Origin of the sequence: Mycobacterium sp. UNC410CL29Cvi84 (genome assembly GCF_000686745.1) — a bacterium.
GTDB lineage: Bacteria > Actinomycetota > Actinomycetes > Mycobacteriales > Mycobacteriaceae > Mycobacterium > Mycobacterium mucogenicum_B.
Genome location: NZ_JMLM01000006.1, coordinates 419,012 through 441,014, shown reverse-complemented (window position 1 = coordinate 441,014; position 22,003 = coordinate 419,012). Strand labels below are relative to the sequence as shown.

Annotated in this window: 20 protein-coding genes and 1 tRNA gene; 12 read left to right on the top strand and 9 right to left on the bottom strand. The window is 67.1% G+C overall.

Features of this window, described 5'->3' with window-relative positions; genetic code table 11:
• Positions 1–157 precede the first annotated feature (157 nt).
• The 4 genes from BR47_RS0110445 (at position 158) to BR47_RS0110430 (ending at position 2,094) form a co-directional block, all read left to right on the top strand.
• Entirely contained in the window at positions 158–463 is a 306-nt protein-coding gene (locus BR47_RS0110445; RefSeq protein ID WP_020104403.1) for a hypothetical protein, read from the top strand.
• A 37-nt stretch (positions 464–500) separates the two neighbouring features.
• Entirely contained in the window at positions 501–845 is a 345-nt protein-coding gene (locus BR47_RS0110440) for a heme-binding protein (RefSeq protein WP_029105912.1), read from the top strand.
• A gap of 118 nt (positions 846–963) precedes the next feature.
• Positions 964–1,575, top strand: coding sequence for a hypothetical protein (locus tag BR47_RS0110435; RefSeq protein WP_036427074.1), 612 nt, complete (start codon positions 964–966; stop codon positions 1,573–1,575).
• A 195-nt stretch (positions 1,576–1,770) separates the two neighbouring features.
• Positions 1,771–2,094: a CD225/dispanin family protein gene (locus BR47_RS0110430; protein WP_029105914.1), complete on the top strand. Its 324-nt coding sequence runs from the start codon at positions 1,771–1,773 to the stop codon at positions 2,092–2,094.
• A 103-nt stretch (positions 2,095–2,197) separates the two neighbouring features.
• Here BR47_RS0110430 and BR47_RS0110425 read toward each other — a convergent pair whose 3' ends face one another.
• Both BR47_RS0110425 and BR47_RS0110420 read right to left on the bottom strand, forming a co-directional pair.
• The gene (locus tag BR47_RS0110425; protein WP_029119461.1) at positions 2,198–2,797 is read right to left on the bottom strand and encodes a fascin domain-containing protein; all 600 of its coding nucleotides are present in this window, start codon (positions 2,795–2,797) and stop codon (positions 2,198–2,200) included.
• A gap of 121 nt (positions 2,798–2,918) precedes the next feature.
• Positions 2,919–4,985 carry an FUSC family protein gene (locus BR47_RS0110420; RefSeq protein WP_051634719.1) on the bottom strand — a complete coding sequence of 689 codons (2,067 nt, stop codon included), beginning with the start codon at positions 4,983–4,985 and terminating at the stop codon, positions 2,919–2,921.
• Positions 4,986–5,156: 171 nt separating this feature from the next.
• On the opposite strand from BR47_RS0110420, the gene BR47_RS30200 reads away from it, so the two are divergent.
• Both BR47_RS30200 and BR47_RS0110410 read left to right on the top strand, forming a co-directional pair.
• Entirely contained in the window at positions 5,157–6,713 is a 1,557-nt protein-coding gene (locus tag BR47_RS30200; RefSeq protein WP_177127368.1) for a sensor domain-containing diguanylate cyclase, read from the top strand.
• Positions 6,714–6,866: 153 nt separating this feature from the next.
• The gene (locus BR47_RS0110410; protein ID WP_029119459.1) at positions 6,867–7,238 is read left to right on the top strand and encodes a hypothetical protein; all 372 of its coding nucleotides are present in this window, start codon (positions 6,867–6,869) and stop codon (positions 7,236–7,238) included.
• A 125-nt stretch (positions 7,239–7,363) separates the two neighbouring features.
• Here the strand turns inward: BR47_RS0110410 and BR47_RS0110405 are convergent.
• Positions 7,364–7,437, bottom strand: a tRNA-Ile gene (locus BR47_RS0110405).
• Positions 7,438–7,524: 87 nt separating this feature from the next.
• Between BR47_RS0110405 and BR47_RS0110395 the strand changes: the two genes are divergently transcribed.
• Both BR47_RS0110395 and BR47_RS0110390 read left to right on the top strand, forming a co-directional pair.
• Positions 7,525–8,766: a phytanoyl-CoA dioxygenase family protein gene (locus tag BR47_RS0110395; protein WP_029119458.1), complete on the top strand. Its 1,242-nt coding sequence runs from the start codon at positions 7,525–7,527 to the stop codon at positions 8,764–8,766.
• A gap of 34 nt (positions 8,767–8,800) precedes the next feature.
• Positions 8,801–9,604, top strand: coding sequence for an acyl-CoA thioesterase (locus BR47_RS0110390; protein WP_029119457.1), 804 nt, complete (start codon positions 8,801–8,803; stop codon positions 9,602–9,604).
• A 138-nt stretch (positions 9,605–9,742) separates the two neighbouring features.
• Here BR47_RS0110390 and BR47_RS0110385 read toward each other — a convergent pair whose 3' ends face one another.
• Positions 9,743–11,140 (bottom strand): HNH endonuclease signature motif containing protein, encoded by a 1,398-nt coding sequence (locus tag BR47_RS0110385; RefSeq protein ID WP_051634717.1) that lies wholly within the window; start codon positions 11,138–11,140, stop codon positions 9,743–9,745.
• Positions 11,141–11,259: 119 nt separating this feature from the next.
• The gene (locus tag BR47_RS0110380; RefSeq protein WP_029119455.1) at positions 11,260–12,102 is read right to left on the bottom strand and encodes a carboxymuconolactone decarboxylase family protein; all 843 of its coding nucleotides are present in this window, start codon (positions 12,100–12,102) and stop codon (positions 11,260–11,262) included.
• 14 nt (positions 12,103–12,116) lie between these two features.
• On the opposite strand from BR47_RS0110380, the gene BR47_RS0110370 reads away from it, so the two are divergent.
• Positions 12,117–13,142, top strand: a complete 1,026-nt coding sequence (locus tag BR47_RS0110370) for a threonine aldolase family protein (protein WP_029119454.1) — start codon at positions 12,117–12,119, stop codon at positions 13,140–13,142.
• Here the strand turns inward: BR47_RS0110370 and BR47_RS0110365 are convergent.
• Positions 13,126–14,496 (bottom strand): metallopeptidase TldD-related protein, encoded by a 1,371-nt coding sequence (locus BR47_RS0110365; RefSeq protein WP_029119453.1) that lies wholly within the window; start codon positions 14,494–14,496, stop codon positions 13,126–13,128. The two genes, BR47_RS0110370 and BR47_RS0110365, sit on opposite strands and share 17 nt — an antisense overlap.
• Entirely contained in the window at positions 14,496–16,013 is a 1,518-nt protein-coding gene (locus BR47_RS0110360; RefSeq protein ID WP_029119452.1) for a TldD/PmbA family protein, read from the bottom strand. The genes BR47_RS0110365 and BR47_RS0110360 overlap by 1 nt, the downstream gene beginning before the upstream one ends.
• A 38-nt stretch (positions 16,014–16,051) precedes the next feature.
• Here BR47_RS0110360 and BR47_RS0110355 point away from each other — a divergent pair, with 38 nt between their 5' ends.
• The 3 genes from BR47_RS0110355 to BR47_RS0110345 are packed head-to-tail and all read left to right on the top strand — an operon-like array spanning position 16,052 to position 19,042.
• Entirely contained in the window at positions 16,052–16,924 is an 873-nt protein-coding gene (locus BR47_RS0110355; RefSeq protein WP_029119451.1) for a carbohydrate ABC transporter permease, read from the top strand.
• Entirely contained in the window at positions 16,911–17,723 is an 813-nt protein-coding gene (locus tag BR47_RS0110350) for a carbohydrate ABC transporter permease (protein WP_029119450.1), read from the top strand. Before BR47_RS0110355 ends, BR47_RS0110350 begins: the two co-directional genes overlap by 14 nt.
• On the top strand, positions 17,720–19,042 hold the full coding sequence (locus tag BR47_RS0110345) for an ABC transporter substrate-binding protein (protein ID WP_029119449.1): 1,323 nt from the start codon (positions 17,720–17,722) through the stop codon (positions 19,040–19,042). Before BR47_RS0110350 ends, BR47_RS0110345 begins: the two co-directional genes overlap by 4 nt.
• Here the strand turns inward: BR47_RS0110345 and BR47_RS0110340 are convergent.
• On the bottom strand, positions 19,039–19,875 hold the full coding sequence (locus BR47_RS0110340) for a CbiQ family ECF transporter T component (protein WP_029119448.1): 837 nt from the start codon (positions 19,873–19,875) through the stop codon (positions 19,039–19,041). The two genes, BR47_RS0110345 and BR47_RS0110340, sit on opposite strands and share 4 nt — an antisense overlap.
• The gene (locus BR47_RS0110335; RefSeq protein WP_029119447.1) at positions 19,872–21,911 is read right to left on the bottom strand and encodes an ATP-binding cassette domain-containing protein; all 2,040 of its coding nucleotides are present in this window, start codon (positions 21,909–21,911) and stop codon (positions 19,872–19,874) included. The genes BR47_RS0110340 and BR47_RS0110335 overlap by 4 nt, the downstream gene beginning before the upstream one ends.
• Positions 21,912–22,003: the final 92 nt, after the last annotated feature.

The window sequence follows — 22,003 nt, the reverse complement described above, 5'->3', positions numbered from 1 at the left end:
TCAGCAAACCGCACCAAGGATTAACACAGCCTGAACAACGCAATAATCGCGCAACCGCTTCTTGAGCGGCAACGCCCAATTATGCTCAGCCGACACCGGTTCCGCGCACCGGCAGCGTGCCGATCACCGCGAGCCAGCCGTTCGAAGGAAGAAGACCATGCGACTTCAGCAGCGCTCCCTGAGTTTGGGTCTGGCGCTCACGTTTGTGCCCATCGGCCTCAGTGCGGCAGCACCGGCCTCGGCCGACTGCACCGGCGCCGGATACGCCACCGTGTGCGCACAGGGTGACGTTCGAGGCGGCGGCCCGACGCCGCCCTCCGCGGCCTACCCGTCGTACTGCGCTGATCCCTGGTATTGCGACGACGGCTGGGGCGTGGACGTCGTCGTGCCCCTGCCCCCGCGCCCGCCGCTGCGCCCCGGTGGTGGCCCCGGCGGCGGTGGCGGTATCGGACCGCGTCGCTGATTCCCTTTATTTCGACAACCTCGAGGAGCAACCAAACATGAGAATCCGCAACATCATCGGTGCCGGCCTGATCGCCGGTGCGACGTTCATCGGCACGGCGACGACCGCCATCGCCGACCCGCCAGACTGCACGGCCGGCGACCTCGCCAATGTGATGTCCGGCGTGAACGCCGCGACCGCGTCATACCTTTTCACCCACCCGGACGTGAACGCGTTCTTCACGGGTCTCAAGGGCAAGACGCGGGACCAGATGCGCACCGATATCACCACGTACATGGATGCGAACCCGCAGGTGAAGACCGAAATCGAGGGCATCCGCCAGCCCGCGGCCGACTTCCGCGCGCGCTGCAACGCACCGATGCCTGACGGCCCGATGAACTGACGGGTATTCCGCGTCAAACCGCAGGTCGACACCATCGATTCGCGTTAGAGTTTTGCCAGCCATTCCGCCGCTCGCCGCAGGGCGGGCGGCGGATTTCGCCCGAGAGGAGCTCGACGCTGTGAGAACTTCCGTGAAGATCGCCAGCGCAATCGGGGCCAGCACATTGGCCGTCCTGGCAGCGGCCGGCTGCAGTAGCGATTCCAAGTCGAAGGAGTCGTCCACCTCTGCATCATCGGCGAGTTCTTCAGCGAGTTCGACGTCGAGTTCCGCTGCGGCCCAACCGACTGACTACAGCGCACTGCTGATCAAGGGCACAGACCTTGTCGCGCCGGAGGTGTTCACCGCGAGCGCCCCGGTCCAGAACCCCAACGGCCAGTCCGGCGTCGCAGCATCTTTCAGCAACCCTGACAGCACCCACGTGGTCGGCGACACGATCCTGGTCCTGGCCGACCCCGCCGCCGCATCCAGTGCTCTGGAGGCGGCCAAGGGCGCGCTCGGCAGCAATGTCACCGGTGGGACCCCCGCCCCGATGAACGTCGGGAGCGGCGGCACCTCGGTGTCCGGGACCTCCCCCGACGGCGCCAAATCGGTGACGGTCGTGCTCTTCACCGAGGGCAAGGCTTTCGTGACTCTCGAATTCGACGGCCCCGCCGGCGCCGACGCACCGCCCGACTTCGTCGCCGACGTCAGTCAGAAGCAGGCCGCGGCGATCAAGAACGGGCTGCACTGACGAGATCCACCCCATAACCGCAGCCATCACTCCCCAATATTGGGATCGGTAGCGGCCTCTGTGTTGTGTCCTTGCTCTGTAGGCGTCCCAAACGGATTCCAATCGGTGCGCCGTAGCGTCCCGAGGCGGTCACCGCTGACCGCATCCGACGACGGACTTCCTACCGAGTAGTGACCGAAACAACGAGAGGCTGCAATGACTGAGATACCACCAGGGAATTACCCTCCGCCGCCGGCCGGCGGCCTTCCGCCCGCAGGTGGACCGCCCAACAACAACCTGGTGCTGGGCATCCTCGTCACGATCTTCTGCTGCCTACCGTTCGGCATCGTGTCGATCGTCAAGGCGACTCAAGTCTCGGGTCTGTGGGCCCAGGGCCAGTTCCAAGCCGCGCAGACAGCCGCGGACGAGGCCAAGAAGTGGGCGACGTGGGGTGCGATCGCCGGCGCCGTGGTTCTCGTGATCTACCTGGTGTTCACATTCGTGATCGGCGCGGCGTCCTACGGGGCTGCGTTCACCTGATGTGACTCGTCGGTGGGCCGCGACACTCACACGAGTGCCGGCGGCCCACCGCCGAGCGAATACGCTGAAAGCGTTCTCCGATAACGGATTATCGCGCAGGCGCTCAGCTTGCGCAGTGGATGTGGAACTGCTCCCAGCCGTTGGCCACTGTGGCATCGGAATGGATGGTGTCAGTGGTTCGTCCGCCACCGCCCACGGCCGTGAGGTAATGCCCGTCGATGGTGCCGATCGAATACACGGTCTGGCCGCCCGGAGCCGACGGGAGCTTGGTGATGGTGAATTTCTCCCAACCCTGCAACTGTGTGGCGTCGGAGTGGATGACGTCGGTGGTCCGTCCACCACCGCCCACGGCCGTGAGGTAGTGCCCATCGAAGGCGCGGATTCCGTAGTGCGTTCCGTCACCGGCATCGACGAGCGCAAAGGTCTCCCACGAGCCGACCCGCACTGCGTCCGTGTGGATTACGTCGAACGACGGCTGGCCGAGTCCCGTCAACCCGCCGCTGTTGACTGCCGTCACATAGTGCCCATTGGCGGTCTTGAATGTGCAGTTGGTCTTCGTCGGGGTGGCCGCCGAGGCCACACCGGACAAGCTCACGGCCATGACGGCCATCGCTGAAACGCCGGCGACGGCGAGTAGTCGCCGGTGCTTGCGCATCGACGTCGGTTTCGGCGCGGACGGCTGGGGGTAGATATCGGCAACCATGAAGTGCTCCTTCGATGAGATCGGAGTCCTGGTTGGACCCCTTACACAGGTAGGAGCACCGAGTCCCGAAAGACGGGACACTTTTTCACGAACTGCCCTGGGGCCTGCAGGCCGCCAAGCATCACACCCGAACGGTCACCTCTGTCAGCGCGCGGTCGATGACATTGAGCGCCCGGACCGACGCCCGGACCGGGCCTGGCCGCATCTCCGGTAGACCGACATCGAAAAGAGCTGTATCACTGCGCTTCTCAGACGTGTTCGGGTCGTCACCGGCAACCAGCTTCCGAATGCCGGCCACCGCGGCACCAGCGCGCGCCGCCGCCTGGTGGAGGGCCTCGTCGGCGCCGTCGGGAACTTGCGCACCGTGTGCCGCGGTGACCCCCGCGCGAGCCAACGCGTGGGCCGAGCGGTTCGCGACCTGCAGACCGCGCATCATGCGCCGGACCCCATGCCGGAGCTCCGAAAGTGGCCCCATCTGAAGCGGTTTGCCGGCCGTGACGGCTTCCTTCAGCGCGTTGTCCATCCGGCGGGTGTCGGCAACCAGATCGCCGGCATCGCCTGCATCGAGTACCGCCGTTACCGCGGTGCCGATCACCCGCTCCATCTGGTCGAGGTAGTCATTGACCTTCGCGGCGAAGGTGGCCCGGGTCTTGGTGGAGAAGACGAAATACGCGGACGCGATACCCACCAGGCTTCCCACTGCTGTTTCCGCGATGCGCACCTCGAGCACCTGGGCACTGAAATTGCCGAGGAGCCCGTACAACATCGCCAGCAGAACCGTGACGAAGAAGGTCAACCAGAAGTAGGCGACGGTCGCGAGGTAGAACGCGAAGAACACGCAGACCACCAGGACGACGATCTGCAACGTCGGATTGTGCCCGATCTCCGCGGCGAGCAGCACACCCGCCACCACCCCGGCGATGGTGCCGACGATGCGATGACCTGCGCGCGAAAGGATCTCGCCGCGCGTCGTGACACCCGTGAACACCAGGAAGGCCGTCAGCACCGCCCAATATCCACGATCGGGTGAGATCAGGTTGCCCAGAACCGTTGCAGCACTGGTTGCCACCGCGACTTGAATCGCCGATTTGGTGCTGGGATTGAGTCCGGTCGGCGCGTCCTGATCGTCGTCAGCGTCGGTCCCGGCCGCGGCGATGTCGTCGTCGCTGATGCCGCGGGCGTTGGTCGTGATGTGGTGAATTGCCAAGTGCGCCTGCATAGCCCGGTACGCCGTCGCCGTCGCGACGCCCGCCGAGGTCGACAGGTCGGCCTTGTCGGCCGCCGCGGCCCCCAGCCGTCGGGCCTGCCGCAGCTGTTCGTCGGTGGGGTTGTTGTCCAGGCAGATGCGCAGCGCCGCAACCGCGTCGACCAGACCCTCGGGCCACGGCTCATCCTGGTCCAGCCCCCACAGGAACGACGCCGCCTGCTCCAGCATGATCTGTGCCTCGAACACCCGCAGCGCCAGGTCCTTGCTGGTGACGCTGAGGGACTTCGCGGCCTCATGCCGGTCCAGCCAGTCGTCGATGAGCAGCGCCGTCTCACCGAGCTGGTCGAGTTGGTGCCGTGCGACGTCGACGCTCACCTCGCCGCGCCGGGTGGCGACGTCGAGTGTCGAGAGCGACGCGGCGCGCAGCGCCGACAGGAGGCGACGTGCCTCGACGCGCGGCCGCTCCGGAAACAGCAGCACGTGCACCGCCAGCGACGACAGGATTCCCACCGCAACCGCGACCGCCAGCACCGGAATCTGATGCACCGGGGTCCGCAGGAACATCACGAAGAAGTACGAGATGAACGCGACCATCCCGAGCGCGTTTCCGCGCGGGCCGTACCTCCGCACCCATACCGCGGCGAAGAGCACGGCGATGAAGCCGACGTCGACGATCTTCCCGTGGGGCACCAGGACTGCGGCCAAGGCCATGGCGCCGATCGCCGGGAAGAACAGCAGCAGCGTCGTGATGTTGCGGCTGCGCTGGTCCCGGTCCTTGACGGCGGCCGAGGCCTGCATCGCCACCACCGCGCCCAGCATCGCGACCGTCACCGGCTGGCCGGCCGCACGCGTGAACGCCAGCATCGCGCCGATCGCCAGCAGCAGCGAGAACGTGGTCGCCGCCGCGCTCCGCAGCCTGATGTGCCCCGGATCGGCGGCGCTGAGGACACTCGCTCTCCGTACCGCCGCCAATAACTGCACAGGTCAATTCTCCTGCACCAACCTGGGTGCCATCGGTGCCGACCGATTCCGCGGCGCGACAGCACGTATCGCCCCGAATCCCACGTGACATCGGCAACCTGTATCGCGTTGCTGGATTTGCACGTCCGCGGGAATATGCTCCTGTCACAAAGCCTGGCTATCATCACCACGATGTGGCGTTTATGGGTACAGACGGCGCGCGACTCGCGCTGGGGTACGGCTGCCGCATCACTTTTGCTGACGATCGGCTACGTCGTCTTCGGCAGGTTGGCTTTCGAGGTGTCGGTGGAGCACGACAACGTCACCAGCGTGATGTTCGCGCCCGAAGGCATCGCACTCGCGTTCTGCATTCTCTTCGGCCGGCGCGTGACGTGGGGCGTACTACTCGGCCAGTCGATCTTGTCCATCTGGACCGGGCCTTCGGTGCTGGGCGGAGCGTTGATCGGCGCCGTCAACAGCCTGGAGTGCATGCTCGGTGCCGCACTCTTCCAGCGGTGGCGCATCTCGCCTCGCTTCGACTCGCCGCGTGACGTCGGGCTGTTCGCGGTCCTGGTCTTCTTGGTGCTGCAGCCGCTCAGCGCCACCGGTGGCGTCGCGGCAATGTGGTGGTTGGGAACCATCCCGTCCGGGTTGATGCCCGACAATTGGGACGCCCTGCTGGTCCATGGCGCACAGCGTCAGTTGACCGACGTCAGCCAGATTCCGGAAGCCTGGACGCACTGGTGGATCGGAAACTCGGTCGGGCAGTTGCTCGTCACGCCATTGCTGTTGGCATGGGCGGCCGCCGACACCGGTACGGGGCGACGGCGGCGTGCAGACCGAACCGATCTCGTGGTCAGCGCAGTGACGATCGCCGTCAGCGGCGTACTGATGGCCGTCCTGCCCATCGATCCGCTGTTGATCCTCGGCATGACCTATCCGCTCGTCATCTGGGTCGGTCTGCGGCGAGGTCTGCGCGGTGTCACCAGCGCCAACGCGTTGATCGCGCCGGCGGTGTTCTGGGCGGCCACGACCGCGAACAACCTGTTGGCCAAGATCAGCCTGCCCGGGCGCCTCGCCACCGTCGGCCTCTTCGTCGCCACGACCTGGTGCATCTTCTCGATGATGTTGTTCTCGCTGCTCGAACAGCGGCGCCGGATGGCCGAGAAACTCGAGATGCTGGCCCGTCAGGACCCCTTGGTGCCGCTGGCGAATCGGCGCTATTTCGTGGAACAGCTGACCAACCGGATCGCATCGGCTGCTGCCGACAGAACACCGCTGGCCGCAGTGGTGTTCGACGTCGACAACTTCAAGCAGGTCAACGATCAGTACGGACACACCATCGGCGATCGGATACTCACGGCGATCGCCACCACGTGCCAATCGTTGGTCCGCGAACATGATCTGGCTGCCCGCATCGGTGGCGAAGAATTCGCAGTGCTGCTGTCCGGAACAGATGCCGACGGCGCCGAGCAATTCGGCGAACGGTTGAGATCGGCGGTCGCAGCTCTGGCGGTTGAGGGCCGCCAGGTGACGGTCAGCGTAGGCGTCAGCGTCCTCCATGCCGACGACTCGCTCGATGACTTCCTCAATCGCGCCGATGCCGCGCTGTACACCGCGAAGCGGGCGGGCCGGAATCGCGTTGTGGTCGCCGAATTCTCGAATGTTCCCGGCACCCTGCGCCACGCCCGCATCAACCCGTTCCTGCCGACCGTGGCACCGCTGACGGAACAACCCAGGCAGCCGTAACGCACCGGACTCGCTGTGCGCCGCATTCCTGCTTCGCAGCGTTGCCAACCGGCGTAGGTTACCGTCGTGGCGCGTCGCAAAGGTGGGCTGACCAGCAGGTTGATCAGCGCTGCCATCGCATCGCGGCTAAGTCGCGATGAGGAAGCCGGCGGCATGACGCTGCCGAACGTGCGGCTGTGGCTCGGCGGCGAACGCAATCAGCCGCTGGGTGATTCTGTTGTTCTGCAAGTGCGTTCGGCCGGCCTGCCCTGCGACGTGCTCGCCACCGGCGAGATCGACGTTCCCCGCCGCATGCGCCAGCCCCGCACACTGCATCTGCGACCGGCCATGCTGAACCTGCCGCCGTTGCGCAAAGCCACTCTCGCCGTGGAGATTCCGCCCGTCGCCCAACGCAAGGTCGCTCGCGCGTTGAAGCGAGGCGAACCCGTTATCGCGGTGATCGAAGTCGAAGCCACCGACAGTCGGGGTAGTTCGGCGCGAGTCAAACGGCGGATATCGCTGAGTCCGCCGCGTCAGCGAGTTTGAGTAGGGCGGGCGGGGCTGGGTGTCAAGGATCAGCCGAAGCAGGTGTAAGGCATCAGCCGAAACACTGTCAGGCATCACCCGACAGAGAAATGTCAGCCATCAGCCGACGTCATACAGCCTTTGAGTAGGGCGGGCGGGGCTCGAACCCGCGACCAAGGGATTATGAGTCCCCGGCTCTAACCAACTGAGCTACCGCCCCATCGCGAAGATCGCGGCCACCATGTTCGCATGGCGCCACGGGAGGACGCGCCACGGGCTGATAATCGGGGCGTAGGGAAGGACGACGATGGCGACCGACCAGTTGGGCACCGGACTGCCGTGGGTCGACGCCATCGCAGCGTCGTTTCCCCATCATTCGTTCGACGACTTTCACACCCACGAACTGCCCGCCCTCAACGCGCGACACGGCACTCTCGTCGTCGACGACCTCGCCGGCGTCCCGCCGCTCGCCTTCCAGCTCCCCGACGGCACGACCTACACCTGGCACGCAACACCGGCAGGCGTGCAGGCCACCGGCGGTGACACCGGCGCCACCCTGGTGGAGCTCGACGAGACCACGTTCTCGGCGTTCCTGAACCGACTGCTCTCCGCGTCCGGTGCCGTCCGTACCGAGCGGGCGCGGCTGGCACGCGGCACGTTGCAGGACTGGCAGCGCTGGGAGCCAGCCACCCAGACCCTCCTGACCCGCACCCCGATCTACACCGCCGCGGTGCGGGACACGCTGATCGACCGGGACGGTCGGCCGCTCGATCTGCACCAGACCTTCACCGTCGATGACGACATCGAAGACCTGCGCCACTTCTTCAACGTCGCCGGCTACCTGCACATCCGCGGCGTCTACAGCCCCGACGAGGTCGCCACGTGGGGCGCGGAAGTCGAGACAGTCCGGGCCATGGCCACACCCGGCGATCCGTTCTCGTGGTGGTCGCTGAACTCCAGCGGGGCCGAAATCGTCACGCGCATCAACTATCTGGGCCGCTACTCCGACGTCCTACAGGCGCTGTGTACAGAACCACGCACCACCGCGTACGCCCGACTGGCGGGCCCCGAGCTGCGAGTCTGCGACGACCGGCTCGACGGCCCAATGGTTTTCATCAAGAACTCCGACGTGGTCAAAGGCGACGGTGATCTGGGCTGGCACGTCGACGACGGCATCGGCGGCCACCCTGTCATGTGCCCGCTCATCCAGGCGGGCATCCAGCTCGATCACGCCAACGCGGCCAACGGCCAGTTGATGGTGCTGGCCGGCTCGCACCGCTATACGAAGCACTGGCTGCAGTGGGGCCGTGAGGGCGACTTGCCCGTCGTCAAGCTCGACACCGAACCCGGTGATCTCACACTGCATTACGGCGACATCATGCACAGCACTCCCCCGCCGACCGCACCGAACGCCGGCCGCCGCGTCCTGTATTACAAGTTCGCCGAAGAGAAGACGTTCGAGTGGATTCCCGCGGGATGCCACTACAACGACACCCTCTTCCGCGCCGACGCGACGGGCAAGGTCTCCAGTCGCGCCGCAACACATTGAGGGCGCCCAACCAGCACCAGGCATCATGTTGAACGTGACCGGCTCTCATTCGTTCGACAAAGCCCTGGACCTGCAGCCCGTCGATGACAAGCGCATGCGTGGGCAGACGCACCCGGACTGGGCGAACATGGTCGGCCCGTTCGGCGGCATCACCGCGGCGACGCTGTTGCACGCGGTCGAGCTGCGGCCCGACCGCATCGGTGAACCGCTGGCGCTCACGGTCAACTTCGCGGCGCCCATCGTCGACGGCGAGTTTGACATCTCGCTGAAGCCGGCCCGCACCAACCGCACGAACCAGCACTGGATCGCCGAACTCAGCCAGGACGGCGACATCAAGACCACCGCCACCATGGTTTTCGGCATCCGCCGCGACACCTGGTCGGACGACGAGTCGCGCATGCCGAGTACGCCTGGACCCGAAGGGATCGAAATCAGCGGCCCTCCCCTGCCGTGGGTCAGCCAATACGACATGCGTTTCACCGAAAACCCTTTTCCGGCAGAGGATGCCGAGCCCAGCGAGTCGTCACGGACGACGCTGTGGGTGCGAGACGCCAACGAGCGCGGCATCGACTTCGCCGCCCTGGCCGCGATGTCCGACATCTTCTATCCCCGGGTTTTCCTGCGGCGCGGTGGATTCTTTCCGGCCGGCACGATCTCACTCACCACGTACTTCCATGCCAATGGGCAGGAGCTCGAAAGCATCGGCGGTGATTACGTGTTGGGCAGTGCGCACGCAAACCGCTTCTCGGACGGGTACTTCGACCAGAGCGCGCATGTGTGGGCTCGCGATGGCGCGCTGCTCGCCAGTACCCACCAGATCGTCTACTTCAAGGGCTGACGCGCTACGGGCGCTACGCCGTCGAAGGAGTCGAGCGGCACTCACTGCGTCTCCGCGAGTCGCATCGTCAACGAGCGATTCGTAGCGGCGCACGTGGCACTGCCGTCGCGGCTCTGGATGCCGCGGCGGAATGCCGGATCAGTTTGCGGGACTGCCACTTTCGCCATCGGCGTCCTCACCCTCGGCCGGGTACAACGTGGGGTGGTGATATTGGTTGGTCCGTGGTTGGCCGACGTCCAACAGTGGTGGTGGGGTCCAGTGAGCGCGGCCGTTGGCCATGGTGGTGCTCCAGCCGCCGGTGTCGGCGAGGCGATTGTCGCAGCCGCAGGCGAGGGCGAGGTTGGTGATGTCGGTGGGGCCATCATCGCGCCAGTCAGTGTCGACGTGATGGGCCTGAGAACGCGAGGCGGGGACGGTGCAGTTGGGTTTGGTGCAGCCCAGGTCGCGGGCGAAGAGGGCGAATCGTTGCGCCACAGTGGCGGTGCGACGCGCTCGGCCCATGTACAGCGGTTGTTCGGTGTGGTCGTCAAAGACGACGAGGTAGTGGTCGGCGCCGCGGGCAGCCATGCGGATGAGATCGCAGATCGGTAACCGGCTGCCGGTGAGGGTGAGTGCGTGGCCGGTGCCGCGCTCCAATTCGGCGACAGTGCAGGTGGCCGCGATGACGACAGGTAGGCCGTTGTGGTCGCCGAGGTCGGTTCCGAGGGCGATGCGACCCATGGCGGCGAGGGCGTCGTGGTTGCGTTGGTCGGCGCTGCGGGTGTCGTTGTCGATCTGGGCCTGGGTAGGCGTACCGGACTGGCACGGTGTGGGGTCGGCGGGGTTGCACATGCCGGGGGCGCCGAGTTTGGCCTGGACTGCTTCGAGGGTGGCGCGTGCTTCGGGGTCGAGCCAGCCGTCCACTTTGGACATGCCGTCGGGTTGTTGTTTGCCGATGCGGAAGCTGCGTTTGCGGGCGCGTTCGGCGTCATCGGGTAGCGGCCCGTCCTGATCGAGCAGGTAGAGCAGCGCCTCAGCCGCCGCCCGCAGTTCTTCCGGGGTCTGGTGCCGTGCCCCAGCAACCAGGGACTGTTCGAACTGTCTGCTGGTGGTGGGGTCGACCCACCCGGGGAGTTTGTTGATGAACTGGCCGATCACCTTCACGTGCTCGGTGTTGATCATGCCCTCGGCCTGGGCCGCGGCGACAAACTCCCACAGCGGCGGCAACGACTCCCCGGTCAACCCGGTGCGGGGCGCCAAATGCTGGGCGTCGCGGACCCGACGATTGGCTTCAGTGGTATCCACGCGTAACCGGATACGCAGCACTTCGGCCCAGTTCTTCGCCCCCAACTCCCGGGCCGTGACCTGAGACTGCGTGGCGGCCAGGATCTGGTGATCGACCGCTTCGGCGGCGCACTTCAGAGTTTCGCGGCGGGACTGCAACTCCAGCAATGTCCGCACATCCAGGCCGGTGTAGTCCAGGGACGCGAGCCGAGCCTGCGCGGCCTCGTAGGCGGCGTAGGCCTCCTCGACAGCGGCTGGATCGGTCAATCCCATACATCGAACATTAGTTCGAAGCACCGACAAGAAACCGCCGGGAATGTGACGCTAGTTACCCATTGTGACCAGCGCTAACAAAGTGACCAAAGTTTTTCAGTGCGCTTCCAGAAGAACTCCTAAGAGAACACCGGCTGCCCGTCGGCTCCGAGCAGATAGCGCTCGGTGCCCTCACTGACCCGCGGCGCGTCGCCACCCAAAGCGACGGCGATCTTGTTGATGCCGTTGCGCATCGCGTCGAGGGTGATCTCGATGGCCTCGGCGTCCGAGAAGTGCGACCGAACCCCCGCCGCGACGTCGGCCGGTATCCGCGACGGCGTCCACACCAGGGCGTCGACGTAGCGCAACGCGGCCTTCTGCCTGTCGTCGAGCAGCGTCGACGACTCGTACAGTTCGATCTCCGAGTACAGCGATTCATTGCCGCCGGCATCCAGCGCCGTGCCCTCACGCAGCGACTTGCACAGCCGGCAGTTGTGCGCGGCCGCGCCGCGCAGCCGCACGACCTCGGTCATCACCGGATCGAGCTCACGTCGCGCCCCTACCGAACTTGCGAAGCGGTTCAACAGCAGGTCCACCGGGTCAGTGGAGTGGTCCCAGCCGTCGGGATCGGCGATCGGCGGCAGCCCAAGTGCCGCGAATCCGGCCCGCACCCGCGGCACGAAGTCCGCGATGTACATCAACGCCACGATGCGAAAACTGTTGGCGCCCAGCGCCGCAGTGAGCTGTTCACGCTGAGCCACAGAGATCACCGACACGTCGGTGCTGAACTGCTCGGCGAACTCGGCCACCAGCGGCTCGACGTCGGACACGGGCCCGAACACCTCTTCATAGGGCAACGGCGCAAGGCCCAGGGTCTCGGCACACGTCTGCCGCATCGCCGCATTGAGCCGCCGTTCGGCGGGCGGCGACAATGCGATCAGGGACGTCAGTAGCTCCTCCACACTCCGGATTATTGCCGCGATGAGACGATCGACGCATGAGTTCGACCGTCTCGGCCGCATTCGCCTCCGACAACGCTGCTGGTGCTCACCCGCGGGTGATCGAGGCCATCGTCGCCGCCAACCAGGGCCCAGTGAGCTCGTACGGCACCGATCCCAGCACCGAACGCGCAGCGCAGGCGCTCAAAGCGACCTTCGAGGCCCCCGACGCCGACGTGCTGTTCGCGCTGACCGGCACCGCGGCCAACATCATCGCGCTGGCTTCGGCAGTGCGGCCCTGGCAGGAAATTCTGTGCAGCGATATTGCGCACTCACTGCTCGACGAAGCGGGTGGGCCGGTGCGAATCGCCGCGGCACAACTGACACCGCTACCCAGTGATGACGGCCTGATCTCACCGCAGGAGCTGGATCGGCACATCGCCCGCCGCGGCGAGGTGCACCACTCCCAGCCGCGCATCGTCACCATCACCCAGTCGACCGAGAACGGGCGCGTCTGGTCGCCCGCAGCGCTGACGGAGTTCATCGACTACGCCCACCAACACGACCTGCTGGTGCACGTGGACGGCTCCCGCATCGCCAACGCCATTGCCGCCCTTGGCATCAGCCCGAAGGAGGCCATCGGCGACGCCGACATCGTCACCGTCGGCGGCACCAAGAACGGCATGCTGTTCGGTGACGCGGTACTGATCCGCCGGCCCGAACATTTCGAGGGAATTCGCTTCGTGCAGAAGCAGATCGGTCACCTCGCCAGCAAGCACCGCTTCATCTCGGCTCAGTTCGAGGCCATGCTGCACGACGGTCTCTGGTTACAGACCGCGGCCCACGCCAACCGCATGGCCGCGACATTGAGCGCCGGGTTCGCCGAGGCGGGACTGCAACTGGCTGCGCCGACCGAGGCCAACGAGGTGTTCGTCATCCTCGACGCCGCGTCCACAGCGCGCGTCAGGGAACGGTTCGCCGTCCACGCTCCCGACCCACTGCGACCGATCGTCCGGTTCGTCTGCTCGTGGGCGACCACCGACGAGGACGTCGCGACGGCGCTGAAAGTTATTGCGCCTGACTGACCGACGACATGTGGAAGTCCGGAATGCGCAATGACGGCATCTGCGCCCGGGTGGCCCAGTCACCCCACTCGCGGGGCAGGGTGGTCTCGCTGACGCCGGCCTCGGTGGCGCGCCGCAGCAGATCCAGCGGACTCTCGTTGAACCGGAAGTTGTTGACCGCGGCCGTCACTTCCCCGTCCTCGATGAGGTAGACGCCGTCGCGCGTCAGACCGGTCAGCAGCAGCACCGTCGGATCGACTTCGCGCATGTACCACAGCGTGGTCAGCAGCAGGCCGCGTTCGGTGCCGGCGATCATGTCGGACAGGCTCACCGAGCCGCCGGTCATCAGCAGGTTGTCTGCCGGCACCGCCACGGGCGCGTCGAATTCCGCTGCGGCCGAACGCGGATACGCCAGTGCGTTCACGACACCGTCGCGAATCCAGTCGACGCGCCCGATGTCCAGTCCGTTGTCGAACACCGACACCCGCTCCGACGAGCTCGACGTCGCCACGAACGGCAGGCAATCCAGACCGGGCGCAACAGGATCCGAGTACAGGGTCAGCCCGAGGTCGGTGAGCTTCTCCCCCACCCGGGTGCCGCCCGGCGCCGACAGCGCGGTGCGGCCCTCCTGTGCGCCGCGGCCGTCCATGCTCCAGCCGAGGTAGATCATCATGTCCGCGACGGTCGACGGCGGCATCAGCGTCTCGTACCGGCCGGCGGGCAACTCGACGGTCCGAGAGGCCCAGCCGAGACGCAGGCACAGGTCGTCGAGCATGGAATCGACTGGTACATCAACGAAGTCGGCGGTGCTGACGCCCGCCCAGGCGCTGGCGCCATCCCTTTTGGCGTTGATCTCCACCGAGCCGGTCGGTTGAGTGAACCGCCGCCGGATGCCACCCGAGGTGGCCAGGTACGTGGTGTCGAGTTCGTGCCGCGCGAACCCGTACAACGCGTCGCTGCGGTGGAAGCCGTCGACCAGACGGGCGGCGACGTTCCCGAACACCGAGGCGCCGGTCAACGGCGACGGTGCGTCCCAGTCGTCGGACGTCTCCACGCCGGCCAGCGCCGGCGCGCTGTCGCGGGCCTCGGGCGCCGCCTGCGCGGCATCCTGCGACGCCGCCACCAGACCCGCGATGGTCGACGGATCGACCTCACTGGACTTCACCGCGCCGACCCGGGCCTTATCCCCTTCGCGGACAATCGAAATGACGGTGGTCTCGCGACTCACCGACTCGCCGTTGGTGGTCATGGTGTTGCGGGCCCAGCGCAATGACGCGGTGGACCTGTCGGTCACCAGGACGATGGTCTCGTCGGCCCGGCCCCGGAGGGCGGCCTCGGCCAGCACCAGGTCGACAACCTGCGGTGCAGTGATCATCAACGCCCCGATTCAGTTCGCGTGTTGAGCACATTGATTCCACGGAAGAGCGCGGACGGGCAGCCGTGGCTGACGGCGGCCACCTGGCCGGGCTGCGCCTTGCCGCAGTTGAACGCGCCGCCGAGACGCCATGTCGACTCTCCGCCAACGGCTTCCATCGATCCCCAGAAGTCGGTGGTGGTGGCCTGGTAGGCGACGTCGCGCACCTGGCCGTCCAGCTTGCCGTCGCGGATCTTGAAGAACCGCTGCCCCGTGAACTGGAAGTTGTACCGCTGCATGTCGATTGACCACGACTTGTCGCCGACGATGTAGATGCCGTTCTCGACCCGGCTGATCAGATCGTCGGTGCTGAGATCGTCGGTACCCGGCTGCAGCGAGACGTTGGCCATCCGTTGGATCGGCACGTGATGCGGTGAATCCGCGTACGAGCAGCCGTTGGACCGGCTGACCCCGAGCTTCGGCGCGAACACCCGGTCCAGTTGGTACCCGACGAAGACGCCGTCGCGCACCAGGTCCCAGCTCTGCGCGCGGACGCCTTCGTCGTCGAATCCGATGGTCGCCAGGCCGTGTTCGACGGTGCGGTCCGCGGTGACGTTCATGATCGGCGACCCGTATTGCATGGTCCCCAGCTTGTCCGGGGTGGCGAACGACGTGCCGGCGTAGGCCGCTTCGTAGCCGATGGCCCGGTCGTATTCGGTGGCGTGGCCGATGGATTCGTGGATGGTCAGCCACAGGTTGGTCGGGTCGATCACCAGATCGGTGGGACCGGCCGTCACGCTCGGCGCCTTGACCTTCTCGGCCAACAGCGTCGGCAGCTCCGCCAATTCGGTTGTCCAGTCCCAGACCTCGTCACCGGCGACGGCCTCCCAGCCGCGGGCCGTCGGCGGCGCCAGCGTCCGCATCGTTTCGAAGGCACCGGCCGCGGCATCAACCGCGACGGCCTCGAGCGTCGGCTGCACCCGTACCCGCTGCTGGGTGATCGACGAACCGAACGCGTCGGCGTAGAACACCTGCTCCTTGACGGCCTGCAGACCCGCCGAGACGTGGTCCACCCCGTCGGATGCGAGCAACCGGCCCGAGTACTCGCCCAGCAGCGCGATCTTGTCGGCGGCGGTGACCTCGAACGGGTCGATGCGGTACGGCGACACCCAGGACACGTCGGCGTAAACCGGCTCGGGCGCCAGCTCGATGCGCTCGGCATTGAGCGGCGCCAGCGCCACGGCGACCTGCACGGCGCGACGGGCGGTCTCGGCCGCGACCTCGGGCGTCAGCTCGGCGTGCGAGGCGAAACCCCAGGTGCCGTCCACGATCACCCGGACCGCCAGCCCGATCTCGCGGTTGACCACCGAGGATTCCAGCTCGCCGTCACGCAGCTGGATGTGTTCGGTGGTGATCCGGTGAATCCGGAGGTCGGCGTAGCTCGCACCGGCAGCCAGCGCGGCCGACACCGCGGCCTCGGCCAGCAAATGGCGCGGCAAGGCCAGGAAGTCGGCGTCAACCCGTCGCAGCGCAGTCACGGCTACACCGTAGTAGCACCGCACGCTTTAATGATCCGGTGGCACGCCGCAGGTTTCGGGACACCCTGACCGGCTATGCGCTGCTCGCCCCCAGCCTGTTCGGCGTGGTGATGTTCCTGCTGCTCCCCATGCTGGTCGTCGGCTGGCTGAGCCTGCAGCACTGGGACCTGCTGGGGCCCATCCGATTCGTCGGGCTGGACAACTGGCGCACCGTGCTGACCGACCCGACATTCGGCCGCTCGATGGCGGTGACACTGGGTTTCGTTGCCTTGGTGGTCCCGGTCCAGACGGTGCTGGGTCTGCTTGCCGCAATGCTGCTGGCCCGCGGACTGCCGGGCACCGGCTTCTTCCGCACGCTGTACGTCCTGCCGTGGATCTGCTCGCCGCTGGCGATCGCGGTGCTGTGGCGCTGGATTCTGAGCCCCACGGACGGCGCGGTGAGCACCGTGCTCGGGCACCGCATCGAATGGCTGACGGACCCCACACTGGCGCTCCCGCTGGTTTCGGCGGTGACGGTGTGGACCAACGTCGGCTACGTGACGCTCTTCTTCCTCGCCGGAATCCTGGCTATCCCCAACGACGTTCACGACGCGGCCCGCATCGACGGGGCGACGGCCTGGCAACGGTTCCGCCGCATCACCCTGCCGATGCTGCGCCCGACACTGTTCTTCGTCCTGGTGACGGGCATCGTCAGCGCGGCGCAGGTCTTCGACACCGTCTACGCGCTGACGGGCGGCGGCCCCGAGGGCCGCACCGACCTGATCGCCCACCGCATCTATGCGGAGGCATTCGGCTCGGCAGCCGTGGGCCGCGCCGCGGTCATGGCCCTGATCCTGTTCGCCCTGCTACTTGGCATCACCCTGGTGCAGCACATCTACTTCCGCCGGCGGGTCAGCTATGACCTCACGTAACGCACTCATCTATACGGTGCTGGTGCTCGCCGCCGCCATCACCCTGGTGCCGTTCGGCCTGGGCCTGCTGACGTCGTTCACCTCGGCCCGCCAGTTCAACACCGAATCGCCGCTGTCCCTGCCGAATCCACCGACGCTCGCCAACTACACCGCCTTGTCCGACGCCGGCTTCGGCCGTGCCGCACTGGTCACCGCATTGATGACCGCGGTGATCCTGTTGGGCCAGCTGGCCTTCTCGGTGACCGCCGCGTACGCCTTCGCGCGGCTCGAATTTCCGGGACGCGACACCCTGTTCTGGTTGTACCTGGCGACCCTGATGGTGCCCGCGACAGTGACGGTCGTGCCGCTGTATCTCATGATGGCCGAGGCCGGGCTGCGCAACACCTTCTGGGCGTTGGTGCTGCCGTTCATGTTCGGCTCGCCCTACGCGATCTTTCTGCTGCGCGAGTACTTCCGGTCCATCCCGGCCGACCTCATCCGCGCCGCCCGCATCGACGGTGCCGGCACACTGGACGTCATCGTGCACGTGGTGCTGCCGGCCAGCCGGTCGATTCTGGTCACGCTGGGACTGATCACCGTTGTCTCGCAATGGAACAGCTTCATGTGGCCGCTGGTGATCACGAGCGGCTCGTCGTGGCGCGTGCTGACCGTCGCCACCGCAGGGCTGCAATCCCAGTTCGACGCCCAGTGGACCGTGGTGCTGGCCGCGACGACCGTCGCGATCGTGCCGCTGATCCTCCTTTTCAGCGTGCTGGGCCGGCACATCGTCCGCTCCATCGTCGTCACCGGCTTGAAATGAAGTTCTCGACCCGGTTCGTCATCGCCCTGGCCGCCACCATGGCGGTGCTGCTGGTGGCCGCCGTAATCCTGGGCCGGACGCAGGACACCGGGAAAACCGTTGTCACGGTTCGGCTGTGGGACGCGCAGGTCGCGGCGGCGTACCGGTCGTCCTTCGCGGAGTTCACCCGCCGGCATCCGGGCATCGAGGTCCGGGTCGACGTCGTCGCCTACGCGTCGTACTTCGATTCGCTGCGCACCGATGTCGCCGGCGGCGGCGCTGACGACATCTTCTGGCTGTCCAACGCCTACCTGGCCGGCTACGCGGACACCGGCCGACTGCTCGACATCGGAAAGTTGTTGGGCCGCGACACCGCCGGCGCCTGGGACCGGTCGGTGAACCAGCAGTTCACGCGTGACGGGGCCCTGTGGGCGGTACCGCAACTGACCGACGGCGGCATCGCGGTGTACTACAACGCGGACCTGCTGGCGGCCGCCGGAATCGAGCCCGCCGACCTGAACACGCTGCGCTGGTCCCCCGGCGCCGATGACACGCTGCGTCCGCTGCTGTCCCGGCTGACCCTGGACCGGCACGGAAACCAGGCCGGCACACCGGCATTCGACCCCGAGCAGGTCCGGCAGTGGGGCTACAACGCCGCCAACGATCTGCAGGGCATCTATCTCAACTACATCGGCTCGGCGGGCGGCACCTTCAGCGATGGTGACCGGTTCGCGTTCGACAATCCGGGAGCCCGAGAGGCTTTCGAGTACTTGGTGCGGCTGATCAACGCCGACCACGTCTCCCCCTCGGCCGCCGACACCAACGGCAACGGCGACTTCTCCCGCAACCAGTTCCTGCAGGGCCGCATGGCGCTGTTCCAGTCGGGCACCTACAACCTGGCCGCCATCGCCGATCAGGCGCGCTTCCGATGGGGCGTGGCGATGCTGCCCAGCGGACCGGCAGGCCGCGTCAGCGTCACCAACGGGATTGCCGCCGCGGCCAATTCGGCCACTCGCCATCCCGATGTGGTGCGGGCAGTTCTGCAGTGGATGGGCAGCGCCGACGGAAACGCGTTCCTGGGCGCCAAAGGCGCGGCAGTGCCCGCCGTGCTGGCCGCCCAACCGGTTTACTTCGACTACTGGAAACGGCGCGGTGTCGACGTGCAGCCGTTCTTCTCGGTGCTGAACGGCCCCCGTCTCCCGGCACCCGGCGGCGCGGGCTTCCCGGCCGGATTCCTGGCCATCAGACCGTTTTTCGACGAGATGTTCCTCGGCCGCGCGCCGGTCGCATCGACCTTGACCGCCGCGCAGCGCGCGGCCAACGCCGCGGCCGAGCGCTAGAACCGGTGGGTGGCCAGCGGCGTGGCCGCCTCAACCCACAGCGACAACACACACATCGCGACGACCATCAGCAACGCCACCGCGTCGGCTCGGCCCGGGCGCGCCGGACTCGCGACGATCTGGCCCACCCCTCCACGCGCGGTGATGGCGTCACCCATCTCGTCGCCGCGGCGCAGCGCTACCGTGATCGCGGCGGCCAGCAGGTCGACGATCTCGGCGCGACGCTGCCGACTGCGCTCCCGGCGAGTCTCCGGCCGCACCTTTGGCCGCAACCGGCGGGCCGCGAACAGCACGCGGTATTCGTCGATCAGCATCGGGAAGGCGCGCAGTCCCAGGGCCAATGTCACGGCCCACTCGTCGACGGGTATCCGCAGCCACTTCAGCGGCCGGCCCAAAGTCGCCACGGCAGGCGCGATCTCGGCGACATTGGTGGTCCACGAGACCAGGCCGCCCAGTCCCAGCAGCACGATCGACAGCACCGTGATCTGCAGGAAGTTCAGCAGGCCGCCCAGTCCGAGATGTAGCGATCCGACGTCGAGGAACGGGTCGCCACCGGCAAGGGCAGCCGTGCCGCCGCCGAGCAGCAGCAGCACCCAGACCAGGCGCGGCACCGAGGGCAGCACGCTGCGCGGGATGTGCGCCAGCCACGCCGTCAGCAGCACCAGAAGCGCGACCAACCCGATGGGCACCCAACCGGGATAGATCGTCAGAACGACGCCGATCAGCGCCACCACGATGAGTTTGGTGCCGGCCCACAGCCTATGGATGGGCGACGTTCCGGGCACGGGACGCAGCAGCACCATGGACCGGCGCTGGGCGGCTGGGGCCGTCATGAACGTCCTCCCGCAGTGAGCGGTGCTTGCGCCGACTGGTCGGCGAGCTCGCCGCGGTGCAGATGCAGGATGCGCGGACAGAGTTCGTCGAGCCCGGCGAAGTCGTGCGAGATGACGACGACCGTCAGCCCCGTGGTCCGGCGCAGCTCGGCGAGCAACGTCACCAGGCCGCGCTGGCTCGCGGCGTCCAGCCCGGCCAGCGGCTCGTCGAGGATCAGGGCGCGCGGACGACGAGACAGCAGCCCCGCCAACACGACCCGGCGCATCTGGCCGCCGCTGAGCTGATCGATGCGACGGTCGGCCAGCTCGGGGTCGAGCCCGACCATCGCGAGCGCCTCGGCGATCCGGGCGGTGTCGCGCTTCGAGAAGCCCGCGGCCGACGCGATTTCGGCACCGACGCGCGACCGCATCAACTGCAGCCGCGCCGCCTGGAACGAGATCGCCACGGCACCAACCTGATCCGAGACCGGTTTGCCGTCGAGCAGACAGCTGCCGGTCGTGGGCACGGTGAGACCGGCCAGAATCCAGGCCAGCGTGGACTTGCCGGAGCCGTTGAGCCCGTGGATCAGCACACCCTCGCCCTCATGGACGGTGAAGCTGATATCGCGCAAAGCCGTTGATTCCCACGGCGTCCCGCTGCCGTACTGGTGACCCACACCCTGGACCTCGAGCACCGCCGGGCCGTCGGGTTCGCTGCCGTCGGCCACGATCGGCACCGGAGCGGTCGCGACCATCTCGATGTTGTCGCTGGCGCCGTCCAGCCGGACAACCCGGTCGGCCGAGTCGGCTTCGTCGTTGTAGTGCGTGATGTGCACCAGCGAGGTGCGGTGGTGCCGGGTCAGGTCGGACAGCACGGAGAGCAGCACGTCGCGCCCCTGTTGGTCGACCATGCTCGTGACCTCGTCGGCGATCAGCAGTGCCGGTTCGCGCGCCAGGGCCGCGGCGACGGCGAGGCGTTGCAGCTCGCCGCCCGACAGGCCACCGGTGTCCCGGTCGGCCATGCCGCTCAAACCGACCTCACCCAGCAGCCGTTCGACGTCGATCGTCGTCCCCGACGGCAGCCCCCAGACCACGTCGTCGGCCACGCGGGTGCCGAGCACCTGGCTCTCGGGATGCTGCATGACGACCGCGGTGCCGCCGGCTCGGCCGAGGCCGACCGCACCCGGCCGGTCGATCTTGCCCGCCGTCGGCGCGCGGCCCGCAAGCGTGAGCATCAGTGTCGTCTTGCCCGATCCATTGGCGCCGGTGACGGCGACGTGCTCGCCTTCGTTGATGTCCATGCTCACCGGGCCGAGCGCGTCTCGATTGGTACCCGGGTACCGGAATCGGACATCGCGCAGGCGTGCCGGGACCGGCGCCACCAGACCGGAGGATTCGACGGTGTCGAGTTTGTGCACATCGGGAATCCCGTAGAGCCGCTTCAAGACCCGCGACAGCGCCCACCAGCCCAGCAGGGTGACGAACAGGATGTGCAGGATCACCGAGAGCATGATCGGCAGCGGCCAGTAGTGCAGGAACGCGGCGAACCCGGTACGCAAATCCTCGGCGGCCCGCTCCCCGCCGGGCACCGCCCCGATGATGTTGGCGATGCCGTTGATGTTCGAGGTCATCGACGCGAAGATCAGCTCCCGCAGCCGTCCCACCAGCAGCAGGATGGCGATGACATACGCGCCGAATGCGGCGCCCGCGACGACCGACGCCCACAGGACGGTGGCGATGCCGCGGCCCGTGCGCTTGACGATGCCCGTCAGGCCGCCGATGTAGGCACAGAACACCACAGTCATCAGACCGCCCATGCCGGCGATGAGGAATGCGATGGTGCTGCCGGCGATGGTCGCGGCGACCAGCACCCGAATCCGGTAGCGGTAGGCCAGCAGTCCCATCGGGACCGTGCCCAGCATGCCGAGCCCCGCGGCGAACGGGACGACGACGGCGATGATGGCGGTGGCCGCGCTCAGTGCCGCCATCACAGCGGCCTGGGCGTACTCGCCCGGATTGAGGGGACCGGCCTTGTCTCTGGTGCCGGCAGCAGTCATTGCACAATTCTGCCAGCTGCGTAGACGGGTAAACTCGACGGTGTTGTGACCGTCACCACTCTCGATGACAGGTTCGACTACATAGAGAATCT